Here is a 20,446-nt window from a genome sequence, read left to right on the forward strand (position 1 = left end):
TCAGGCCCGCTTCTGTTGGGCATAGCCCTTGAGTACTTCTTCACGCAGAACATCCCAGATCGCCTGGTGCAGTTCCACGAACCGGGGATTGGTTCGAACTTCGGCCACATCGCGCGGCCGGGGAATATCGATATCGAACTCACCTATGGGATGAGTGGCCGGGCCCGCCGACAACACCACGACCCGATCGCTCATGGCGATGGCTTCATCGAGGTCGTGAGTAATGAACAAGACCGCCTTGCGCTTGGCCATCCATAAATCGAGCACCTCGTTTTCCATGAGCTGCCGGGTTTGAATGTCGAGCGCGGAAAACGGCTCATCCATCAGGATGATGTCGGGGTCGCGTATCAGTGTCTGGGCCAGCATCACGCGTTTGCGCATCCCCCCGGACATCTGGTGTGGGTAACGGTCTTCAAAGCCTCCCAGGCCTACACGTTTCAGCCATTCATTGCCCCTGCTCTGGGCCTCGGCGCGTGGCACATCCGCGAACTCGAGCCCCGCCGTCACGTTGTCGAGCGCATTGCGCCAGGGCAGCAATGCCTCGCCCTGAAACATGTACCCGGCGCGATGATTGATGCCGGCCAAGGTTTCTCCGAAGACCTTGACCTGCCCCGACGAAGGAGCAAGCAAGCCGGCCCCCACGTTGAGCAAGGTCGACTTGCCGCAGCCCGTTGGCCCCACGACCGAGACGAACTCGCCCGGTGCAATGGCCAGAGTAGACTCCTTGACAGCCGTGTAGCGCTGCTGATCACCCTCGCGCGATACAAAAGTGCAGGTGATGTTATCCAGTAAAAGCGCTGCGTCAGGCATGAGGATATTTCTTGTTGGCTTTGATGACGAAATCGTTCGTCCAGATCTTGGAGAGATTGATTTTGTCCGCGGCGAAATTCGCGATGTAGGCAGCCTGGGCTTTCAAGGCCGTTTGCGGGCCATCGGACGGAACCATGCCGTCGGGCGAGAGCGCTTCTTTATTGCCCTGCAAGGCAAGCTTGTATAGATCGGGGTCGCCCAGCAAATAAGACTTAGGCACAACCTTGGCGATGTCGTCGAAGCTGGCCGCCTGTATCCATTTGTCGGCGCGCACAATGGCGTTGGCCAGCGCCTGGGTCGTGTTGGGGTTTTTATCGATGAAGGCCTGCGAGGTGTACAGGCAACCGGAAGGCATATTGCCGCCGAAGATTTCCTTGGTGTCTTTGAGCGTACGCGTATCGGCGATGATCTTCAATTCTTTGGCATGCACCAGCGTACTGATGACCGGATCGAGATTGGCTATGGCATCGATCTGTCCGGTGCGCAGCGCCGTGATGGCGCCGGAGCCCGCGCCCACGCCGATAAAAGAAACATCGGAAGGCTTCAGGCCATGCTTGGCCAGGAAGAAGCTGGCCATCATGTTGGTGGACGAGCCCGGTGCGGTAACACCGATTTTCTTGCCCTTGAGGTCGGCAGGGGTTTTATAGCCGGCCATGGTTTTGGTGGATACCCCCAAAACAATCATGGGAGCGCGCCCCTGCTGAGCAAAAGTGCGATAGAACTGCCCTTTGGATTGCAGCAGAATGGTATGTTCGAAGGCGCCCGACACCACATCGGCGCTGCCCCCCACCACGGCCTGCAAGGCTTTGGAGCCACCGGCAAAGTCGATGACCTTGGCGTTCAGGCCTTCATCCTTGAAATAGCCTTTGAGTTCGGCGATGGACAGGGGCAGATAATAAATGAGAGCCTGGCCGCCTACGGCGATTTGCACATCTTTCTTCTCGATTCCCTGGGCGCGCACCAGACCTGGAGCGATCGTCGCAGCACCTGCAACACCCGCCAATTTTAGTAAATCACGACGAGATATAGACATAAGTGACCTCCTGAGTTGTCCATCGAATAAAAACAAACCGGGCAAGCCGGCATTCATGTATCAGATAGCAGCAAGTGACATGCAGCGCGTGGAGCCTGCTTGCCTGAAACACCTTACAAAGGCCGCGTCTGGCTTATAGTTTCCAGATATTACCCGAGAACACAAGCCCGGCTAATCGGGTATTTCACTACATTTCATTGACGATACTTCAAGCCGCATCAAAAAACCGTCAAGTGACGCGGCGCTCCATGAGGGCCCATGCAATCGTGCCGGCGTCCACGTATTCAAGCTCGCTGCCGGCCGGAACGCCTCTGGCCAGGCGCGTCACAGCCAAGCCCTTGGAGCGCAGCAATTCGGACAAATAATGAGCCGTGGTCTCGCCCTCGGCCGTGAAGTTGGTCGCCAGGATGACTTCACGCACCACTCCGTCGCCGACGCGCTGCAGCAAACGGTCGAACTCCAGTTCCTGCGGCCCCACGCCTTCAAGCGGCGCCAAACGGCCCATCAGCACGTAATACAGGCCCCGGTATCCGTGGCTTGATTCGATCATGTTCTGATCGGCGGGCGTCTCCACCACGCACAGCACAGCCTGATCGCGCTTGGGATTGAGGCACGTGGCGCAAACTTCATCTTCGGTAAAACTGTTGCAGCGCGCGCAATGGCGCAGCCCCTGCGCAGCGCCCGCCAAGGCACGGCTAAGCAAATCGGCTCCAGCCAGATCGTGCTGCAGCAGGTGGTAAGCCATGCGGCGTGCCGAGCGCACCCCTACGCCAGGCAAGCGGCGCAGCGCCTCTATAAGCGCCTTGAGCGGTTCGGGTTCGGGCAGCGGAGCATCCATCAGAACGGCAGTTTCATCCCGGGAGGCATAGGCATGCCGGCCGTGACAGCCGACATTTTTTCCTGCGAAGTGGCTTCAGCCTTGCGCAGCGCATCGTTGAATGCCGCGGCAACCAGGTCTTCGAGCATGTCCTTGTCGTCGGCCAGCAGGCTGGGATCGATCGTGACCCGCTTTACATCGTGCCGGCAGCTCATGGAGACTTTGACCAGGCCGCCGCCGGAAGCGCCTTCCACCACGATTTCCGCCAAGGCTTCCTGAGCCTTTTTCATGTTTTCCTGCATCTGCTGAGCTTGACGCATCAAGCCGGCGATCTGGCCTTTCATCATAATGAACTGTCCTGAATAAAAAAGATAAAGGCGGCTTAAGCTGCCTTGGGTGTAATGGGCGCGGCCTGGACCGATCCCGGTACCACCCTTGCCCCAAAATCGTTGATCAGCGATTGCACCAGCGAGTCGGTTTGAACCGCCTGCTCGGCCTCTTGCTGACGTGCCGCGCGATGCGCCTGTGCCACCGCATGCGCCGTTTCGTCGCCAGTCTGGCCGTACTCCACGTCGACGGAAACTACCGTGCCGAAATGCTCGGACAGCACCGTGCACAGACGGGACTTGCCCGGACTTTCCGCCAAAGAGCGGATGGCCACACGCAGATTGACCTGATCGCCCTGCGACCCCAGCCACTCGCTCTGGCGCGCCAGTTCGGCGGCCAGGCCGCTCAAGGGCAGGCGCGCCGCCAATGCCGGCCAGGCGGCGGCGGTCATGTCGCGCAGCCTGGGCGATTTCGTCTTGGATCGTTCTGGAACAAATACCGGTGCGGCCTGAGCGCCGGCGTCCAGAAACGTTTCGGGATCGGCATTATCGAAGCTTGTCTGATCGATTGCTTCGAACCCGGAGGGATCGCTGAGAGGTTCGTTCTCCCAGGCGGGAATGTCGCCGGGATCGTAGGGCTCCGGCTCGGCCGGGAAGTCAGGCGGCGATGCCTCCGGAGTCGGGACACGCGTTTCAACAGGCGGAGCCGCCGGGACGACAGGCAAAGGCTCCGTTGCCGTGGCGGAGTGAACGGGGCCACTGGCTGCCTCCGGAGCGGCGACTCGAGGCGCAACAGGCTCCGAAACCGCTGGCACAGGCTTCGGAATATTAGCCGGAGCCGGCGCTGGAATCGATTGAGCGTCGCTTTCACCGGAGGTGGGCGCCAAGGCCAGCATGCGCAGGCAGGCCATCACAAATCCCGCATATTCGTCTGGAGCAAGCGCCAACTCGTGGCGGCTATGCACCGCGACGGAATAAAACAGCTGCACCAGATCCGGATGCATGCCGCGGGCCAAGGCCATGACATCACCGGCAACGGGATCGTCGTCGGGGATCGTGCCGCCAACGCGCTGCTCGATGGCGATGCGCGACAACAGCACGGCCAAATCGGCCAAGGCCCCGGAATAGGATAAGCCGCGAGTGGCGAGTTCGTCGGCCACCAGCAGAACCTCTTTGGCGCTGGCGGACGACAGAGCCTGCAACAGACGCAGCAAATGGCGCTGGTCGATCGTACCCAGCATGCCCTGAATGGATTCGGTCGTGAGATGGCCCGCGCTGTAGGCAATCGCCTGATCCGCCAGCGACAGGGCATCGCGCATGGACCCCGATGCGGCCTGGGCCAGCAAACGCAAAGCGGGTTTCTCGTAAGCAATGCCCTCTTGTCCGAGTACGCTTTGCAAATGATCGACGATAGACTCGGATGCCATCTGCTTCAGATTGAACTGCAGGCAGCGGGACAGCACGGTGACCGGGATCTTTTGCGGATCGGTTGTAGCCAGAATGAACTTGACGTGAGGCGGCGGCTCTTCAAGCGTTTTGAGCATGGCGTTGAACGCATGCCCGGTAAGCATGTGCACTTCATCGATCATGTAAACCTTGAAGCGACCCACGCTGGGCGAGTACACCGCCTGCTCGAGCAGTTGCGTCATTTCGTCGACGCCGCGGTTGGAAGCGGCATCGAGCTCCAGGTAATCGACAAAGCGCCCGGAATCGATCTCGGTACAGGCGCGGCATACGCCGCAGGGCGTTGCCGTAATACCTGTTTCACAATTCAGGGATTTGGCCAGAATGCGGGACAAGGTGGTTTTACCGACACCGCGGGTTCCCGTGAACAGCCACGCATGGTGCAGGCGCTGGGTCGACAGCGCATGCGTCAGCGCCCGGACCACATGGTCCTGCCCGATAAGGGTGTCAAACGAACGAGGCCGCCATTTACGCGCCAGTACCAAATAAGTCATGCGAGAGTGTAAAGCCCTGAGACTATTTAAAGATAAACGAAAAGTTTACCGGATTCGAGGGGGCTTGGGGGGTATTTGAAGGACAAACGAGACTAAAGCAAGAAAGGCGAGCCTGACTTCGGCACTGATCCTAAGCGACTATGGCTGCTTCGTTCCCGACCTGACCAGGTTCACCGCCGAACCATGCGAAGGGGCCCGCCGATTGAGAGTTTAACAGGAGTTGCCTGCAGGGTTGGGCGCACGGCCGGCCTGAATCGCAAAATGATGATTCCACACGGCTTTTTAACACTCCACCCAGATATCCGCCCGCGGAAAATAAAGCGCCCCTCGCGCCGGGCGGCCGTCCAGCGCCGACACCTGCGAACAATAGCGCTGTATCTGCGCGCCATGACGCTCGCGCATGCGGGCGGCGAATGTGTCCGGCGTATCGTCCGGCCAGGGTATTCCGGTTTTGTAATCGACCACCAGCCAGCCTTTTTCTTCCGAAATAGCCAGATCGATCACCGACACACGTCCGGCCGCATCCAGCAGAGACCATTCGCGGTAGGCTCTTGCCGCCCGCAACAGCCATTGTCCGCGGCTGCTCGCCAGCGTCGCCACCAGGGTTTGGCGAACGGCATCCGCAGCCGCATCCAGCGCAGTTCGCGGCACACCGGCACGGCCGAGCTGGGTCCTCATGATTTCCACGCTGTCGTCGACACGCTGGGCGGGCCACTGTTCGAGGCCTTCCTTGCCGATGTGCTCCAGCCAGGCATGCGCCACCGTACCTATGGCCGCCTCGTCGCCGGATTCCTCCTGCCATTGCCAGGCCGCGCCGCGTTGCACCGCAACGCGTGGCGGCTCGACAGCCGGCAGATCGTTCTCGCCCACACGCACAAGCCGGCGCGAGGCCGCCACCGGCGCCAACGGCGGGATGGGGTCAGTCCGCTCTACCAGAGACGGCGCGGCGGGCTGCTGAATATGTTCCCACAAGCGTCCCAGCAAGCTGCCCGCTGCCGGCGCCTTGATCGTACGCCCCTCTTTTTTATCGTCCAATCCCAGCATCCCTATCAAATGCAACTGTTCGCGCGCGCGCGTCACCGCCACATACAACAGGCGATCGGTCTCGTAGCTGGCGCGTTTCTTTTCGCGCTCGGCCAGATAGGACGACACAGGATCCGGCTCATCCGAGGCGCGGTGCCTGATCGGCCCCAACAAGAGACGCCCTTCGCTTTGCTCGAAACGAACCAGCTTCTGGGCCTCGGGACGGGGCCGGCGGTGCAGACCCATCAAAATAACCGTGTCGAACTGCAAGCCCTTGGATTTATGTATGGTCATGACTTCGACCGCGTGGCCGGCGCTATTTGGCGCAGCGTACAAATGATCCAGATGCAGGTCCAGGTCGGCCGGATCGAGGGCACCGTAAGGCGCCAGCTTTTCGATCAGGCGGAAGACTCGCTCCGCATCGGCCTGGTCGCTTGCGCCGGGATACACAGCCGGCCCTCCAAGACGTTGCCAGCAGCGCTCGAGCCACGCCGCAAAAGGCACGCTGCCGGAGCGATTGCCCTGGTCAAGCAAAATTGACGCCACCCTGCGTAAACGCCTGGCTTCGCCAGGCTCCAGGCCCGTCTTGCCTTGCGCATCGAGTTTCAGCCACGCCGACAACACCACGGGAGCGGCCTGGGAATGGTCGCTTCCGAACAGGGTATGCAAACTGGTGAGCGTCAAGCCGCAGACAGGTGAGCGCAAGACCGATAACCAGGCCAGTCGATCGGCGCGATGCAGCAGGGCTCGCGCCAGTTGCACCAGGTCGCTGACTACCTGGCGGGACTTGAGCGACACCAGTTCGACGGCGCGGCATGGAATGCCTTCCTGTGCCAGCCGCCCCACCAGATTATCAAGATGAGAACGGGCTCTGACCAGAATCGCCACCGGATGCTCACTATCGGGATTGCGTGCCAGGGCTTCGCCGGCCAGTCGGATCGCGATCGACTCCGCGGCAACGGACGAAATTTCCATCTCTGCGGATTCCTCGCCAGCCGTATCCCACACAGGATGGAATACGACGGCATCGCCCGCCAGTCCGCCATTGAACGCAACCGACGGCGTATAGGGAATTGCCCCCATGGCGGAGTTGGCCTGCGGCGGAAAAAGCGGCTCAAAAACGTCATTGACCCATTTGACCACGTTCGCCTGGGACCGGAAATTATTCGTCAGCTTCAGGGCGGTAAGCGGGACATTGGTCAAACCGCGCTCCTGCACTTTCAGGAACCAGCCCACCTCGGCCTTGCGAAAACGGTAAATCGACTGCATGGGATCGCCCACCAGAAATACCGTACGACCGTCGCCCTGGTTCCAGCCCGCGGTCAGGCGCTCCAGCAGATCGATTTGCGATTGGCTGGTGTCCTGGAACTCGTCCACCAGCAGGTGCCTGATCGACGCGTCGAGTTTCAGCAGCAGGTCGCTGGGGTCGTCGGCCTGACCCAAGGCCAGTAGGGCTCGCTGGGAAATTTCAATAAAATCGATCTCGCTTTTCTCGGTAAAACGCAAAGTAAGCTGGGCCGAAGCCAGCCACAAAACCTGAATCAAGGCGCGCAGGATTTCGATCTGATCGGGACTATAGCCATGCGCCGGAGCCTGCCGCACATCGGCCAGGGCGGACAGCCACGGTTCCTGCGCATCGACGCCTTCAAGCCAACGCAAAAAATTCTCTTTGTAGTCGGACTTGGCCTCGAAACCCTGTTTCTTGGTCACCGTACGGCGCAGGGCATTGGTCGAAGTCAGCAATACCTGGGCCAGCGCCTGCCATTGCTCAAGGTCATGGGCGCTGGTTCCCAGAGGCTCGCCCTGCCAGTCCTGCAAGGCACTTAGATCCATGGCTTCGCTGCCGGCGGCCAGGTTTGCCGCGGCGCGCGATACCGAAGGAGCCAGTGCCTCAGACCAACCCGAAGGCATGAGCGAGGCAAGGCGTGTCAAGTCTTCTTCAAGCGCCTCATTCAGGTGATCAAGCAACTGCTGCGCGTCGGCGCCGCTGCCCAGCAAAGGCAGCCATTGATCGCGGCTGGCCAGCATATCGGCGACCAGGCTTTCCGCCGCCCGCGTATCGACATCAAGATGAGCGACCAACCTTGCCACCGGCTCGGATTCGTCGACCATCTCCAGGGTTGCCCGCGCCGCTGCTTCGTAATGCTCGCGCGCATCATCGGTAATCGACGGCAGGCCCCCCAACGAGCTCAACCACGGCATGGCTCGAACCAGATAGGTACAGAAGGAATCAATCGTGCGTATGCTCAAGCGGGCCGGATACTGCAGCAGATTCCATCCCTGTTCCGCATCGCACCGCATCGCTTCACGAGCCAATTGCCAGCTGCGCTGCTTGTGGGCTTCGGCCGGAGCATCCCCAAGGCCCATCTGCAGCTTGGCCAGTACGCGGGCATGCATTTCCGAGGCCGCTTTACGCGTAAACGTAATCGCCACGATCTCCTCCGGCCGTTTGACAGTGGCCAGCAAAGCCAGGATACGGTCCGTCAGCAACTCGGTTTTACCCGATCCCGCCGGCGCCTGGATAAGAAAAGAACGGGAGGGATCGATGGCCGCGGCGCGCACCCCACTGTCACTGGGCAGCTTAACCGACATGCTTGATCTCCTCGCCCAAGCGCAAGAAAGGCAGTACATCGCAATAATCGAGGTCGGCCGGACGCGCAATCTGATTATGAGCAACGCCCATCGCGTATTCCTGGGCCAGGCTCTCTATGGCCAGTCGCCACTCGTTCATCAACCTCTCCCACGAATAATCTGAAAACGCCGGCCAATCGCCCAGGCCGCCCAAGCCTTCAAAACCGTAATCGCCATCGGCCAGGCCTTTGACCTCGATCTGCTTTGCATGCAGCCTGGCAAGAATCAGCGCCGCAACCCGGCTGTCTTCATGGGCCAGTACAGCCGCATAAAACGGCAACTGCAAGTCGACCGGTCGCGGCCGCATCCAGCTGCTTTTCGGGTCGATCCGCGCCGCACCCGACTTGTAGTCGATAATCGCCAGACGCCCGTCGGCAAGCTGGTCGATACGGTCGAGGCGTAAGCTCAGCTCCAGGGCGCCGTGCGACCAATTGTAGGTTTGCTCGACATCGCGCACGCTGAAAGGCGTGCGCGCCAGTTCCAGCTCAAGCCATGCGTGCAACACTTTGATGCCGCGCTCGACCTCCAGGCCTTTAAGAACCCGGCCATAGTCGGCCAGGCATTCATCCGCGGCCTGCCCCACGGATTCTTCCACCAGTTCCCGCAAGCGCGCACTTGCCTGCAAGCGCTGCAATGCAGCCTGGCTGTCGATCATGTGCCACACCAGTTCAATGGCGCGGTGTAAAAACAGGCCTCGCGCATTCTGATCGGCGATTTCGGCATAATTGCCGAGCTGGCTCGCACCCAGACGATATTTGACGAACGCCCATAAGGGATTGCGCGCCTGTGTGTCGATAACGCCGATGCCGCCCTTGGTCGCGCCGCCGGCCCCCAGCGCCGGCCCCTGATCGTCGGCCAGGCTTTCGAGCAGTGCGGGAGCCTGCTCGGGCAAATGCGACGTGCACACTTGCGCAGCAAGCTCGGCTATAAAGGGGCTCGGCCGCAGCTCACGCTCTCCTTCGTGCTGGGGATGGCTAAGCCAGATTTGCGGCGCGCAGCACAACAAGGCTTCATACATATCACCCGCCCACTGCAATTCCCGCTCCGGCGTGGCTCGTGGGGCATTGGCCTGACGCAGAGCGGCCAGCGGAATGAACGGATTGGGTTTGGAGGATGCCGGCAGGACCTCATCGCTCAAGCCCAATATCCATAACCCATCCCAGCTCCCTCCTTCCGCCTCGAGAAACCCCAGAACGTCGAGGCGAGCCGAGGGGTCGCGCTGCGGCTGAAATGGAGTTTCGATGGCCAGTTGCCTGAGCAGGCCCAAGGCGACAGGGAAATCGATGTCTCCCAGTACCGGCGCCTGCTTGCCCAAACGAGCCAGCAACACATCAAACGCCTCCATGACCTGATAGGCATGGCTATCCAGCGCTGCGTCTCCAGGGAACCCCAAGGCTTGCAACATGCTTCGGAAACGCCGCACCCAGGTATCGACGGCGGCACGCCCGGTATCGCGCGCCGCATCATCCGTCAAAGCCTGCCATGCCTGCGCAAGGCGAGGCGCAAATTGAACGAGCAACTCGCCAAACGCCGCATTCGACACCCTGAGCCGCGCTTTTTTGCGCCACAGCGCATCGATCATGGCGCGCCCCGACGATTCCGGAAAATCCGCCTCGCAGTACCCCGCCAGCAGCGCTTGCCCCAATAACTCGGGCGTGCAATATTTCTTTCGCGCGTAGGTGACAATTATTTCCAGCCAGGCTAAAGCCGCACGCACCAAAGGCCACTCGAACAAGGCACGGGCCACCGCCACGTTATAAGGTGCGGCAGTCTCGGTCTGCGTCTCTCCCAGGGCCTCGCGCAACACCCGATGGGCCAGCGCCACATCCGTCTCGAGCCGGGCGGCGACAATGGCATAACGCCCTTGCGAATTCTGACGCAAACTGTCTGCGGCCCACTGGGCCGCCAAACGCCATTCGGAATCCGGGTCCGATGCCTGAATACGCGCAATCCGATCGGCACAGACTTGCCGGACCTGCAAGCTCCTGATCTCTACCCCTTGTTCCGACAAACCCCGCAGCAAACTTGAGAACCGCGGTGACAGCTCGTTAAAACCCGCCAGGATCAAAATACGAAAAGGCGCTGCCAGACGCCCTGCCTCAATGGCTTTCAGGATGCGTTCGTACGCCTGGTTGCCATCTTCGGCATCCAGGCCGACCAGGCGAGCCCGGTACAGGTCCCGCCAGACATGAAAGCGTTGATAATCGCTGGTTTCGTTCTCCACGCTCACGGTTATGCGCCACTCCGACAGCAGCCGGTCAGCCTCCATAGCCAGGCGCGCCGCCTGCGCCACATCCAGTAAAACATGGTTCGACTCGGCTTCCGCAATGGTTCTCTGCCATAGCTGCCGCGCGCCAAAGGCATCCAATGCATAGGAAGGCAGCGCCTTCTCGGGCGCGAAAGCCAATTGATCGTCGGCCTGCTTCAGCCAGGCGCCCAAAGGCAAAATATCGGGCAGCGCCATGACCCCGCGTTCGGCCCCGAGCCCGGCGGACAACTCTGAAATCATGCGACGCGCATACCGGTTGTTGACCGTCAGCACCAGCGTTTCGGTGCTGGGCAGGCCGGCCAGATCAATTAAAGAAATTGGAGCATGCATAGCATTCATTGTTTTTTGCATTTTCCCAGGCCACAAGCCATGATGGTCAAGCAGCGGCGATAGCCAGGCACAAATAATCCGCTGCCGCGTGTCTGCATATTAAAGCAGGTTGCCGCCCTAGCCGCAGCGCCATTACACTGGAAGCATGAGCAGCCCACGCAAAAATCCCCCGATGCCCGAACCGGTAGAACTTACTGGCTCGATTTCATTTCGTTCGGGCACCCAGAGCTGGGGAAATCAAAAGCGCATGGCCTTGCTTGACGCCATAGGCCAGGAAGGTTCGATTACGGCCGCCGCAAAAAAAATCGGCTTGAGCTACAAGGCCGCCTGGGATGCTGTCGATACCATGAACAATCTGGCCGGCGAACCCTTGGTGCTACGCAATACCGGTGGCCAGCGAGGCGGCGGCGCGCGTCTGACTGCACGTGCCCTGGAACTGATTCAAATCTACCAGACGCTCAATGCCGAGCACCAGCGTTTCATGGCTATTCTAGCCAAGGCGGGCCGGCAATCCGCCCACAACCTCGAACTGATCCAGCACATGATGATTCAAACATCCGCCCGCAACAAACTGGCAGCAAGCATCAGGCAGATCAAATCGGGGGCTGTCAACGACGAAGTGATTCTCGATCTCGGCAAGGGCTACGAGCTGGTGGCATCGATTACCAAAGAAAGCGTGCAGAACCTCGAACTCGCACCCGGCAAGCGGGCCCTGGCTTTCATCAAGGCCTCGTCGGTCATCGTCGGGCTGCCGGGCGCAGGGCTGAGGCTGTCGGCCCGCAACCAATTGCAGGGACGCATCAGCCGCATTGTCAACGGGGCCGTCAATGCCGAAGTGTGCATTGAGCTCGATCAGGGCAGTATCATTGCCGCGATAGTCTCTTTGGAAAGCGTCTCGTCTTTGAATCTGAAGGAAGGCGATCCGGCCATTGCCGTCTTCAAAGCCTCCAGCGTGATGCTGGGGGTGACAGACTGACGATTTTGGTTTGAGTGTTTACGACGCTGGGCGCGTTTCAGCGACTTTCGTTTTGAGCTGTTTTTAGGCTTGGGTCGTGACTTTGATCTGTGCGTTGCTGTGTAGGCGGCGGTTAATTCTATAAAGACGCCGCAGGGTGGGCGGTGCTGTGTAGTCCGGCACGTCCAGCGGTCGGCTAGCTGCGCTATCCGACTGCCCGGGTCTGCCTCGTCCAGGCGGGCGTCGGGCGAACTCGCCCGGCCGGGCTCAGACAGCGCCCGCCGACACCCCCCGCCTTCCCTTCGTCAGCACCCGGCGCTGGACTACCGCCGGACTACACAGCACCGCCCACCCTGCGGCTTGCGTTGAGGCAATGCCTCGAGGTATACATTGGGGAAGCCGCGTTTAGCCAATCACAGGCTACGTTGAGGCGGTGGTTGCTTTTAGTACACCCAGTCGTCAATCCATCGAGTCGTCAATCGAGGTAGATGTGGCGACGTGATGGAGGCATGAGTGCAGGCATGTTAACCGTTCTATGAGTGCAGGCCCATTAACGGTGGGCGCAAGCACGTAAATCCCGGGCATCCCATGATGCAATTCCAGGCATGCCGCAACGTGAGCCGTCTATCGGGGCTTGGGGTCAGGGCCGGCGTAAGGCGTGCGCCGGATGCTACCGTAGGGAAGGCGGGGGCTTTCGGCGGGCCATGTTTGAGCGTAGCCGCGCCAGCGGCGTAGCGAGTTTGGCCCGACGCCCGCCTGGACGAGGTAGATCCGGATCAAGCACGCCGTGCCGGCCCTGACCCCAAGCCCCGATAGACGGCGGCTTTATATACCAAACCGCAAATACCAAAGCGACCAAAACGTCGAACGCCATAAACGCCGTAACCCACTCGAACCAAAAACGCTCTAGTCAACAGACGCAGCATTACACGCTGCGCGCAAGCAATTCCAAAGGGCTGGCCGAGCCTGTGATTTTTCCATCCCGGATTTCGTAGACATGATCGGCCAATTCCCGCACATCGTCCGGATCGTGCGTGATGACTATCATGGGTATATCGAGCCGCCGCTGCAAAGCCGACAGCTCGATGCGCATTTTCTTCCGTAAAGTGGCGTCCAGCGCAGCCAGGGGTTCATCGAGCAGCAATATCTCGGGCTCGACGGCAAGCGCACGCGCCAGCGCCACCCGCTGCTTTTGCCCACCCGATATTTCCGCCGGATAGCTGTGAATAATGGCCTCCAGCTCAAAGGCCGCTATCCACTTGCCGGCCGCCTCCGGAACAATACGGCGCCCGGGATTGCGCCAGCCGCGGCTCAGGCCAAAGCAAATGTTCTGCAGCACCGTCAAATGCGGAAACAAGCCATAGTCCTGAAACAAATACGCTACCCTGCGTGCCTGAGGCATCAGGCAAAGCTGCTTGTCCGAATCGAAAAGCGTCCTGCCGTTGAGAACGATACGTCCGCTATCGGGCCGCATCAAACCCGCTATCGATTGCAGCGTTAAAGTTTTCCCGGCCCCGGACGGACCAAAAAGGGCGATCCGGCGCTGGTCTGTGTCGAAGGCCACATCCAGCGAGAATTCGCGATCGCCGGCAAGGAGCCGACGGGCAATTTGAATGCTGATGCTCATGAACGCATCCGACGGACCGTTTTGCGCGAATTGGCCGGCAAAAGGCGGCTTGCGGCCCAAAGCACCACTATGCACGTCAAAGAGGTAATCAGTACCAGTATGTTCGCCAGGCTATCATCGCCGGCCTGTACCGCTTCATAAATGGCGATCGACAAGGTCTGGGTTCGCCCCGGAATGCTGCCCGCTATCATCAAGGTTGCGCCGAATTCGCCCAGGGCACGCGCAAATGCCAGCAGAACGCCGGCAAAAATACCCCGTGAAGCAAGCGGCAGCATCACCCTGAAAAACAACGCCGCCTCGCTTACCCCCAGAATGCGCGCCGCGTTTTCGAGCTGCGGGTCGATTTCCTGAAACGACGCGCGCGCCGACTTCAACACCATCGGAAACGCCACCACCGTCGCGGCCATCACCGCTCCTTGCCAGGTAAACACAAGGTCTATGCCCCATCGGGCCAGGACTTCGCCCAGCCAGCCACGGCGACCAAACAGCACCAACAGGTAATAACCCATGACCGTAGGCGGCAGAACCATGGGCAGCGTCAACACCGAATCAACAAAATCGCACCACTGCGAACGCCAGCGAGACAGCCCGAAACCCAGGCCCACACCCAGCACTGTTGCAAAAAAAGTTGCCCAGCCCGCAACCTTGAGCGAGAGCAATAATGGGACACTGAATCCGTTCATGGCTATTTGAATAGGGCTTGAGCCGTTCTATTTCCGATTCGGCGCCGGGCCGATGCCCAGCGCGCGCTGCCATGGCGTCACGGCTGCCTGAATCCGTAGCGCGCCAAAATCGCCTGGCCTTCGGGAGACAGTACGAACTTGAGGAACGCCTGCGCATGGGAGCTGCGATGTTCGCGCACAGTCAGGGCAATCGGATACAGTACCGGCTCGGGCGTGGCCAGGGACTGAAGCACCTTGACCTTGTCGGGCATTATGGCCGCATCGGTGGCAAACACAAAGCCCGCGTCCACCTCATCGCGCGCTACATAATCCAGTGCCTGGCGCACGTTTTGCGCCAGCACCGCCTTGCCTTGCAAAGGTTCCCACAATTCCACCCTCTTCAGCGCCGCCTGGGTATAACGCCCCACCGGAACCGAAGCAGGATTGCCATATGTCACGCGCTTGACGCCGGCCTTGGTCAAATCCTTGGCCGAATGCAAGCCCAGCGCGCTATCGGCCGGCACAATCAAGACCACTTCATTACGTGCAAAATCGCGCCGTGAAGCCGGATCGACGACTTTGGCGGCAACCGCCTTGTCCATGGATTTCTGATCCGCGGAGGCAAATATGTCGGCCGGAGCCCCGTTGATGATCTGCTGCAAGACTACGTCCGACGCGCCGAAACTCAGCAGCACATGCACGCCGGGATTCTGGCTTTCGAATTTCTGGGCCACGGCCTTGAATGCATTGGTCAAGCTCGCCGCTGCCGATATCACCAGTTCATCGGCCGACGCGGCCGGCATGCAAAGCAGGGCACTCAAGGCCATAGCCGCTGCGGGCAACCATTTTTTCACTGCGCTCTCCTTTTTCAATTTCGGCTGGCAAGCGGCCGACCGGGACGGCGCTGGCCCAACATGGCCGATCACCGCAGCTTCCAGCGGCACCGTATCGAAATATATATAGGTATATAACGATAGTCAAACCCTGATGGACGGAATCGCTCTGTCAGCATCCCAATCCGCATCCCTCTTCACAAGCCCTGATGCGTGTCGTATAGAATAAAAGCCAGACACCCTGTTCATGCATGAACCCACCTTTTTGGCCAGCATCTTGACTTTTTCCGCGCCCGCTTCGATAGACACGTTCCTGGACGCCGTCTGGCTCGAAGACGGTTTGGCCGAGAACACATTGGCTGCCTACCGCCGGGATCTCACCGCCTTTGCCCAGTGGCTCGACGGCAAGACAAAAAAAAACCTCGATCAGGCCCAGGCAGCCGATATCCAGGATTGGTTTGCGGCACGCCATGCCACATCCAAGGCCAGCACGGCCAATCGACGCCTGGCGGCCTTGAAGCGCTATTACATCTGGGCCCTGCGCCAGGGACGAGCCGACGGCAACCCTTGCCTGACCCTGCATGCCGCCAAACAGGCTGCGCGCTTTCCCAAAACCCTATCGGAAAACCAGGTTGAGCAATTACTGGACGCGCCCGACGAACGCAGCGACCTCGGACGACGCGACCGGGCCATGCTCGAAACGCTGTACGCCACCGGCCTGCGAGTGTCCGAACTCGTCAACTTGAGTCTGCTCGACGTCAGTCTTAACGAAGGCGTGGTAAGAGTCATCATGGGCAAAGGCGGCAAGGACCGCCTGGTCCCATTGGGCGCCGAGGCCTCGCACTGGATCGATCTATATCTGCAGCAGTCGCGCCCCGCGCTGCTTGGGCGCCGCAGCTGCAACGCCTTGTTCGTCACCGCCAGGGCCGCTGCCATGACACGCCAGTCGTTCTGGCTGATTGTCAAGAAATACGCCTTGCTGGCCGATATACACACTCCGCTGTCGCCCCATGTTTTAAGGCACGCCTTTGCCACCCACCTGCTCAATCATGGCGCCGATCTGCGCGTCGTTCAAATGCTGCTGGGGCATGCCGATATCTCGACCACCCAGATTTATACTCACGTCGCGCGCGAGCGGCTCAAGGCTTTGCATGCCAAGCACCACCCGCGCGCCTGACCCTTTTTATTCCCGCCATCACACGCCATGTCCAAAGCCAAACACGTCTCGGAAACCCCGGCCACGCAATTCCTGAAAAAAAATGGCGTTGCCTTCGCCGAGCACTCTTATGAATATATCGATCACGGCGGAGCGCCGGAAGCAGCCAGACAGTTGGGCATCGACCCGCACGCCATGGCCAAGACCCTGATCATGGAAGATGAACACGGCCATCCCCTGGTTGTTCTCATGCATGGCGATTGCGAGGTGTCGACCAAAAACCTGGCGCGCCAGATCGGTGTCAAAAAAGTCGGCCCCTGCGCACCCGATGTTGCGCAAAAGCATTCGGGCTACCAGGTAGGCGGCACTTCGCCCTTTGCCACGCGCAAGAAAATGCCGGTCTGGGTGGAAGCCAGCCTGCTCGATTATCCGACGATCTATCTGAACGGCGGGCGCCGCGGCTATATCATCAGCCTGCCCTCGGACACCCTGGCCCGCCTGCTGCAAGCCAAACCGGTACAGGTCAATCTGCCCAAAGGCTGAGCAGCATCGACTTTCCTAATAAGACGGGCCGCCGTAATAGTATCTGCGCCGAGGCTGCACCACAATGACTGGAGGCGGCGCGGGGCGAACTTCCACGACGCGGGGATGTTCGACGACGACTCTTCTGTGCGCCGGCACATAGGCAACACAGCCGCCCAAAAACAAGGAAAACAAGGCTGCGGACACCACTGCTTTTTTCATGAGATGAACTCCAACATTTTCTCCCAGGACGTGAGCTTCCGGGAGCCGCCACGCGCCTGTGCGGGACACCTGAATACGATGCTCAAGTGCGTGACGTGAGCATCATAAGCCTTTGGATGGAGACTGAGAGAGTCTTGTGGAAAGTAGTTATTTCGCTGCGTTACAGGCGCCCGCGGAAAGAAAAATGGGGCCATCGGCCCCGTGCAAGACACGACACGCCTTGATACGCGTCATTGCGCCAGATTGCGCATCTCCTGGTATAGCGCCTGCTTTCCTTCAAACCCTATGCCTGGCAGCTCGGGCATGACGATATGGCCGTTCTCGACCGCGACACCATCGGGAAAGCCGCCATAAGGCTGGAACAGATCCGGGTAACTTTCATTGCCGCCCAAACCCAGGCCCGCAGCAATATTCAGGGACATCTGGTGCCCACCGTGCGGAATGCATCGGTCGAAAGACCATCCTGCGATTTTCAGCTCTTCCAGCGTACGCAGGTACTCGCAAAGGCCGTACGACAGCGCGCAATCGAACTGCAGCCAATCCCGGTCCGGCCTCATCCCGCCATACCTCAGCAGATTGCGGGCGTCCTGATGACTGAAGAGATTTTCGCCTGTCGCCATCGGATTGGGATAATAGTCGGCCAGCACGGCCTGCAGACGGTAATCGAGAGGATCCCCCGCTTCTTCGTACCAAAACAAGGGATAGGCTCTGAGCATCTTGGCGTAGTCGATCGCGGTATCCAGATCGAAGCGTCCGTTGGCATCCACAGCCAGTTGCGCCTGGCCGCCGATCTCGGCCAATACGGCCTCTATTCGCTTCGCATCGTCGGATACGGAAGCTCCGCCAATTTTCATCTTGACGACGTTGTAGCCGCGGTCCAGATAGCTGCGCATCTCTGACCGCAGCGCCGACAGATCCTTGCCCGGATAATAATAGCCGCCTGCCGCATACACGAACACCTTCGGGTTGGCCTCATGCTTGTGGCGCTCCGCCAATAAGCGAAACAGAGGCTTGCCCGCGATTTTTGCCACGGCATCCCAAACCGCCATATCGATGGTTCCCACCGCCACGGACCGCTCACCATGCCCACCCGGCTTCTCGTTGGTCATTAAGGTCGACCATATCCGGTCGGGGTCCAGATTATCGTGCTCATCGTTCAGTAAAGACACTGGATCGGCATCGGCTATCCGCTGCATGAAGCGCTCGCGAATCAGGCCGCCCTGCCCGTAGCGGCCGTTTGAATTGAACCCGTAGCCTACAACCCGCCTGCCGTCCCTGACCACATCGGTAATAACGGCGACAAGACTGCTCGTCATTTTTGAAAAATCAATATAGGCATTGCGGATCGGTGAAGCGATCGGCTTGGTGACTTCACGAATTTCAAGTATTTTCATATCGTCCATCTCTTTGAATTGCTCAGGGGAATACTGATGATTCAATAATCGGCCCACCGGCCGCTCAAAGAGAGCTTCCTCCACAAATGGTAATTTGTTGACCCGTAATCGCTGCGCCGAACGGGCCCAATAAATAAGCCGCCAACTCCGCTATCTCGCGCGGCTGGATGAATCGCCCGATCGGCGGCAGCCTTGGGGGGGTCCCTTGGCGAGCGGGGTCGTGCAGCATAGGTGTTTCAGTGGCTCCCGGAGCGATTACATTAACCGTAATGCCTCGGGAAGCCAACTCCAGGGCACAGGACCGGGTCAGTCCAAGCAAGGCCGCCTTGGTCGCCGCATACTGGCTGCGGCCCGCCGCTCCCATCGCGGTCCTGCTTCCTACCAATAGGATTCTTCCTCCATCGGGCATACCTGGAGCCATTGCGTTGATCATGGCTTCGGCAGCCAGGACGTGAACACGCCACATGGCTTCGCCATCTTGCATGTTCAACGCACCGACCGGATTGACACGCATAAAGCCGGCGGCATGGACTAATGCATCGACCGCCCGATATCCGGAGAACAAGGCGGCGATAGCGCCGGTGTCGGAAAGGTCGATGCGTTCAAATTCATAGCCATCGGGCTTAGGCCCGCCAGGAGTTTCCTGACGGTCAAGCCCGGTAACCCGCCAGCCGTGCGCAAGCAGACACTGGGCTATGGCCGCGCCTATTCCCGAACTGGCTCCGGTGACAATGGCATGCCTGGTTCTGGAGGATTCGTCATTTTCGCGCCCTCCTTCTGCTGCGCTCACTAGCTGTATTCCTTGGCCTGGCGACGGATTTTTTCAAGATCGAAGTTGTTGATCTCATCAATCAGATCGTTCGTATAGAAGGGACCATAGTCGGAAATATTCCAGTGATTCATTGCCGCTTCGGTCTGCAGTTCTTTGACATTGATACTGCCCATTTTTGCGCCGGGATAAGGCGGAGAATACAGTTTTATCCGCCGGTCAATGGCGTGATAAATCGAATCGACCGCCTTCTCCTGTGAGCTTCCCCGCGGCGCAGCCTCCGGGTACATGCGCAGAAATGCCAGAGCTCCTGCCTTGGGATTGGCAAGAATGAAATTCGAAGACTTGCAAACAGCACGGCCCAAACCAATGACCTGGGCCTTGTTCTTTCGCAGCCGATCCACCTGAGTTTCCAGGAATTGTCCGCCGATCAGCGGCAGCTTGGGTGGACGCGGCACCAGCCTGAACGGCAGGCCCGCGGCTTCGATCAGGCCGAATCCCACGTCATAGTAGGCCAGTGCATCGATTTGGCCGCGCTCCAGGGCGACACCCGCGGGCACGCCGCCGCCCACGGCAACCCATTTGAAGTCTTTGTCGGGGTCGAAGCCAAGCGACTGCAGAACGTTCTTGGTGACGGGATAATCGGTAGCGCCGAACCCAGACACACCTATTCGCTTGCCTTTCAGATCTTCGTAGCTGTTGATGGTGGATTTCGGCAGGACCGCGATATCCCATTTATACGGATAGGTGTATTCATAAAAGTTGATGGATTTTTTCCATTCTCCTTGCGCCAATACCGGCAGGCCGAACGAAGGCACGCCAACGCCGAAATCAACTTCGCCGCGATCGACCGCGACCTGGACGTTCGCATTCGATCCCAATACCTGAGCGACAACCGAAAAGCCTTCGGCCTTGTTATAGCCAAGCACTTCGCCTATGACCAGATTAATCACGATCGGACTCATGGCTTTCAAACCCACACCCAACTTCAATTTCGGTAAATCTGCCGCGGCCAGCGCTATTTTCGGGCTTACCGCCAAACTGGCGGCAAATGCCCCCGACGCCATCACAAACTCTCTACGTGAAATTTTCATGTCTCTCTCCTTTAA

Annotated in this window: 17 protein-coding genes and 1 other RNA gene; 3 read left to right on the forward strand and 15 right to left on the reverse strand. The window is 59.5% G+C overall.

The window, feature by feature from the left end; translation table 11 throughout:
• From ACYVIS_RS07925 to ACYVIS_RS07960, 8 genes are all read right to left on the reverse strand, one after another.
• On the reverse strand, positions 1-810 hold the full coding sequence (locus ACYVIS_RS07925) for an ABC transporter ATP-binding protein (protein ID WP_232744071.1): 810 nt from the start codon (positions 808-810) through the stop codon (positions 1-3).
• A complete protein-coding gene (locus tag ACYVIS_RS07930; protein ID WP_232744072.1) occupies positions 803-1,843 on the reverse strand; it encodes a substrate-binding domain-containing protein in 1,041 nt (346 codons plus the stop codon). The genes ACYVIS_RS07925 and ACYVIS_RS07930 overlap by 8 nt, the downstream gene beginning before the upstream one ends.
• Positions 1,844-2,072: 229 nt before the next feature.
• Positions 2,073-2,681 carry a recombination mediator RecR gene (gene recR / locus ACYVIS_RS07935; RefSeq protein ID WP_232744073.1) on the reverse strand — a complete coding sequence of 203 codons (609 nt, stop codon included), beginning with the start codon at positions 2,679-2,681 and terminating at the stop codon, positions 2,073-2,075.
• Complete coding sequence (locus ACYVIS_RS07940; RefSeq protein WP_232744074.1) at positions 2,681-3,007, reverse strand: YbaB/EbfC family nucleoid-associated protein; 327 nt, start codon at positions 3,005-3,007, stop codon at positions 2,681-2,683. The genes recR and ACYVIS_RS07940 overlap by 1 nt, the downstream gene beginning before the upstream one ends.
• 35 nt (positions 3,008-3,042) lie before the next feature.
• Positions 3,043-4,944 carry a DNA polymerase III subunit gamma/tau gene (dnaX, locus tag ACYVIS_RS07945; protein ID WP_460873698.1) on the reverse strand — a complete coding sequence of 634 codons (1,902 nt, stop codon included), beginning with the start codon at positions 4,942-4,944 and terminating at the stop codon, positions 3,043-3,045.
• Positions 4,945-5,046: 102 nt separating this feature from the next.
• Positions 5,047-5,144, reverse strand: an RNA gene (gene ffs, locus ACYVIS_RS07950) — signal recognition particle sRNA small type.
• Between the two features lie 82 nt (positions 5,145-5,226).
• Positions 5,227-8,559, reverse strand: coding sequence for a UvrD-helicase domain-containing protein (locus ACYVIS_RS07955; protein WP_460873699.1), 3,333 nt, complete (start codon positions 8,557-8,559; stop codon positions 5,227-5,229).
• Complete coding sequence (locus ACYVIS_RS07960) at positions 8,549-11,206, reverse strand: PD-(D/E)XK nuclease family protein (RefSeq protein ID WP_460873700.1); 2,658 nt, start codon at positions 11,204-11,206, stop codon at positions 8,549-8,551. Before ACYVIS_RS07960 ends, ACYVIS_RS07955 begins: the two co-directional genes overlap by 11 nt.
• Before the next feature lie 136 nt (positions 11,207-11,342).
• On the opposite strand from ACYVIS_RS07960, the gene ACYVIS_RS07965 reads away from it, so the two are divergent.
• Positions 11,343-12,173, forward strand: coding sequence for a TOBE domain-containing protein (locus ACYVIS_RS07965; protein ID WP_460873701.1), 831 nt, complete (start codon positions 11,343-11,345; stop codon positions 12,171-12,173).
• Positions 12,174-13,077: 904 nt separating this feature from the next.
• Here ACYVIS_RS07965 and ACYVIS_RS07970 read toward each other — a convergent pair.
• The 3 genes from ACYVIS_RS07970 to modA form a co-directional block, all read right to left on the reverse strand.
• Positions 13,078-13,779 carry a sulfate/molybdate ABC transporter ATP-binding protein gene (locus ACYVIS_RS07970; protein ID WP_232744079.1) on the reverse strand — a complete coding sequence of 234 codons (702 nt, stop codon included), beginning with the start codon at positions 13,777-13,779 and terminating at the stop codon, positions 13,078-13,080.
• A complete protein-coding gene (gene modB / locus ACYVIS_RS07975; RefSeq protein ID WP_460873702.1) occupies positions 13,776-14,462 on the reverse strand; it encodes a molybdate ABC transporter permease subunit in 687 nt (228 codons plus the stop codon). Before modB ends, ACYVIS_RS07970 begins: the two co-directional genes overlap by 4 nt.
• Before the next feature lie 77 nt (positions 14,463-14,539).
• Complete coding sequence (modA, locus tag ACYVIS_RS07980; protein ID WP_460873729.1) at positions 14,540-15,268, reverse strand: molybdate ABC transporter substrate-binding protein; 729 nt, start codon at positions 15,266-15,268, stop codon at positions 14,540-14,542.
• A 271-nt stretch (positions 15,269-15,539) separates the two neighbouring features.
• Here modA and xerD point away from each other — a divergent pair, with 271 nt between their 5' ends.
• Positions 15,540-16,451 (forward strand): site-specific tyrosine recombinase XerD, encoded by a 912-nt coding sequence (gene xerD, locus ACYVIS_RS07985; RefSeq protein ID WP_460873730.1) that lies wholly within the window; start codon positions 15,540-15,542, stop codon positions 16,449-16,451.
• Positions 16,452-16,478: 27 nt separating this feature from the next.
• The gene (locus tag ACYVIS_RS07990) at positions 16,479-16,973 is read left to right on the forward strand and encodes an aminoacyl-tRNA deacylase (protein WP_460873703.1); all 495 of its coding nucleotides are present in this window, start codon (positions 16,479-16,481) and stop codon (positions 16,971-16,973) included.
• 15 nt (positions 16,974-16,988) lie between these two features.
• Here the strand turns inward: ACYVIS_RS07990 and ACYVIS_RS07995 are convergent, their stop codons facing one another.
• From ACYVIS_RS07995 to ACYVIS_RS08010, 4 genes are all read right to left on the reverse strand, one after another.
• The gene (locus tag ACYVIS_RS07995) at positions 16,989-17,174 is read right to left on the reverse strand and encodes a hypothetical protein (RefSeq protein ID WP_232744083.1); all 186 of its coding nucleotides are present in this window, start codon (positions 17,172-17,174) and stop codon (positions 16,989-16,991) included.
• 230 nt (positions 17,175-17,404) lie between these two features.
• A complete protein-coding gene (locus ACYVIS_RS08000) occupies positions 17,405-18,568 on the reverse strand; it encodes a mandelate racemase/muconate lactonizing enzyme family protein (protein WP_232744084.1) in 1,164 nt (387 codons plus the stop codon).
• Positions 18,569-18,632: 64 nt separating this feature from the next.
• On the reverse strand, positions 18,633-19,358 hold the full coding sequence (locus ACYVIS_RS08005; protein WP_460873704.1) for an SDR family NAD(P)-dependent oxidoreductase: 726 nt from the start codon (positions 19,356-19,358) through the stop codon (positions 18,633-18,635).
• On the reverse strand, positions 19,358-20,431 hold the full coding sequence (locus ACYVIS_RS08010; protein WP_460873705.1) for an ABC transporter substrate-binding protein: 1,074 nt from the start codon (positions 20,429-20,431) through the stop codon (positions 19,358-19,360). Before ACYVIS_RS08010 ends, ACYVIS_RS08005 begins: the two co-directional genes overlap by 1 nt.
• Positions 20,432-20,446: the final 15 nt, after the last annotated feature.

The organism is Paralcaligenes ginsengisoli, from assembly GCF_054781135.1.

What these genes read in the sequence shown, in the direction of transcription:
- modB (WP_460873702.1), bottom strand. Translation starts at nt 14,462, where the DNA reads ATGAACGGATTCAGTGTCCCATTATTGCTCTCGCTCAAGGTTGCGGGC.
- recR (WP_232744073.1), bottom strand. Translation starts at nt 2,681, where the DNA reads ATGGATGCTCCGCTGCCCGAACCCGAACCGCTCAAGGCGCTTATAGAG.
- ACYVIS_RS07930 (WP_232744072.1), bottom strand. Translation starts at nt 1,843, where the DNA reads ATGTCTATATCTCGTCGTGATTTACTAAAATTGGCGGGTGTTGCAGGT.
- ACYVIS_RS07990 (WP_460873703.1), top strand. Translation starts at nt 16,479, where the DNA reads ATGTCCAAAGCCAAACACGTCTCGGAAACCCCGGCCACGCAATTCCTG.
- ACYVIS_RS08000 (WP_232744084.1), bottom strand. Translation starts at nt 18,568, where the DNA reads ATGAAAATACTTGAAATTCGTGAAGTCACCAAGCCGATCGCTTCACCG.
- modA (WP_460873729.1), bottom strand. Translation starts at nt 15,268, where the DNA reads ATGGCCTTGAGTGCCCTGCTTTGCATGCCGGCCGCGTCGGCCGATGAA.
- ACYVIS_RS08010 (WP_460873705.1), bottom strand. Translation starts at nt 20,431, where the DNA reads ATGAAAATTTCACGTAGAGAGTTTGTGATGGCGTCGGGGGCATTTGCC.
- ACYVIS_RS07965 (WP_460873701.1), top strand. Translation starts at nt 11,343, where the DNA reads ATGAGCAGCCCACGCAAAAATCCCCCGATGCCCGAACCGGTAGAACTT.
- ACYVIS_RS07955 (WP_460873699.1), bottom strand. Translation starts at nt 8,559, where the DNA reads ATGTCGGTTAAGCTGCCCAGTGACAGTGGGGTGCGCGCCGCGGCCATC.
- ACYVIS_RS07995 (WP_232744083.1), bottom strand. Translation starts at nt 17,174, where the DNA reads ATGAAAAAAGCAGTGGTGTCCGCAGCCTTGTTTTCCTTGTTTTTGGGC.
- dnaX (WP_460873698.1), bottom strand. Translation starts at nt 4,944, where the DNA reads ATGACTTATTTGGTACTGGCGCGTAAATGGCGGCCTCGTTCGTTTGAC.
- ACYVIS_RS07925 (WP_232744071.1), bottom strand. Translation starts at nt 810, where the DNA reads ATGCCTGACGCAGCGCTTTTACTGGATAACATCACCTGCACTTTTGTA.
- ACYVIS_RS07940 (WP_232744074.1), bottom strand. Translation starts at nt 3,007, where the DNA reads ATGATGAAAGGCCAGATCGCCGGCTTGATGCGTCAAGCTCAGCAGATG.
- ACYVIS_RS07960 (WP_460873700.1), bottom strand. Translation starts at nt 11,206, where the DNA reads ATGAATGCTATGCATGCTCCAATTTCTTTAATTGATCTGGCCGGCCTG.
- ACYVIS_RS07970 (WP_232744079.1), bottom strand. Translation starts at nt 13,779, where the DNA reads ATGAGCATCAGCATTCAAATTGCCCGTCGGCTCCTTGCCGGCGATCGC.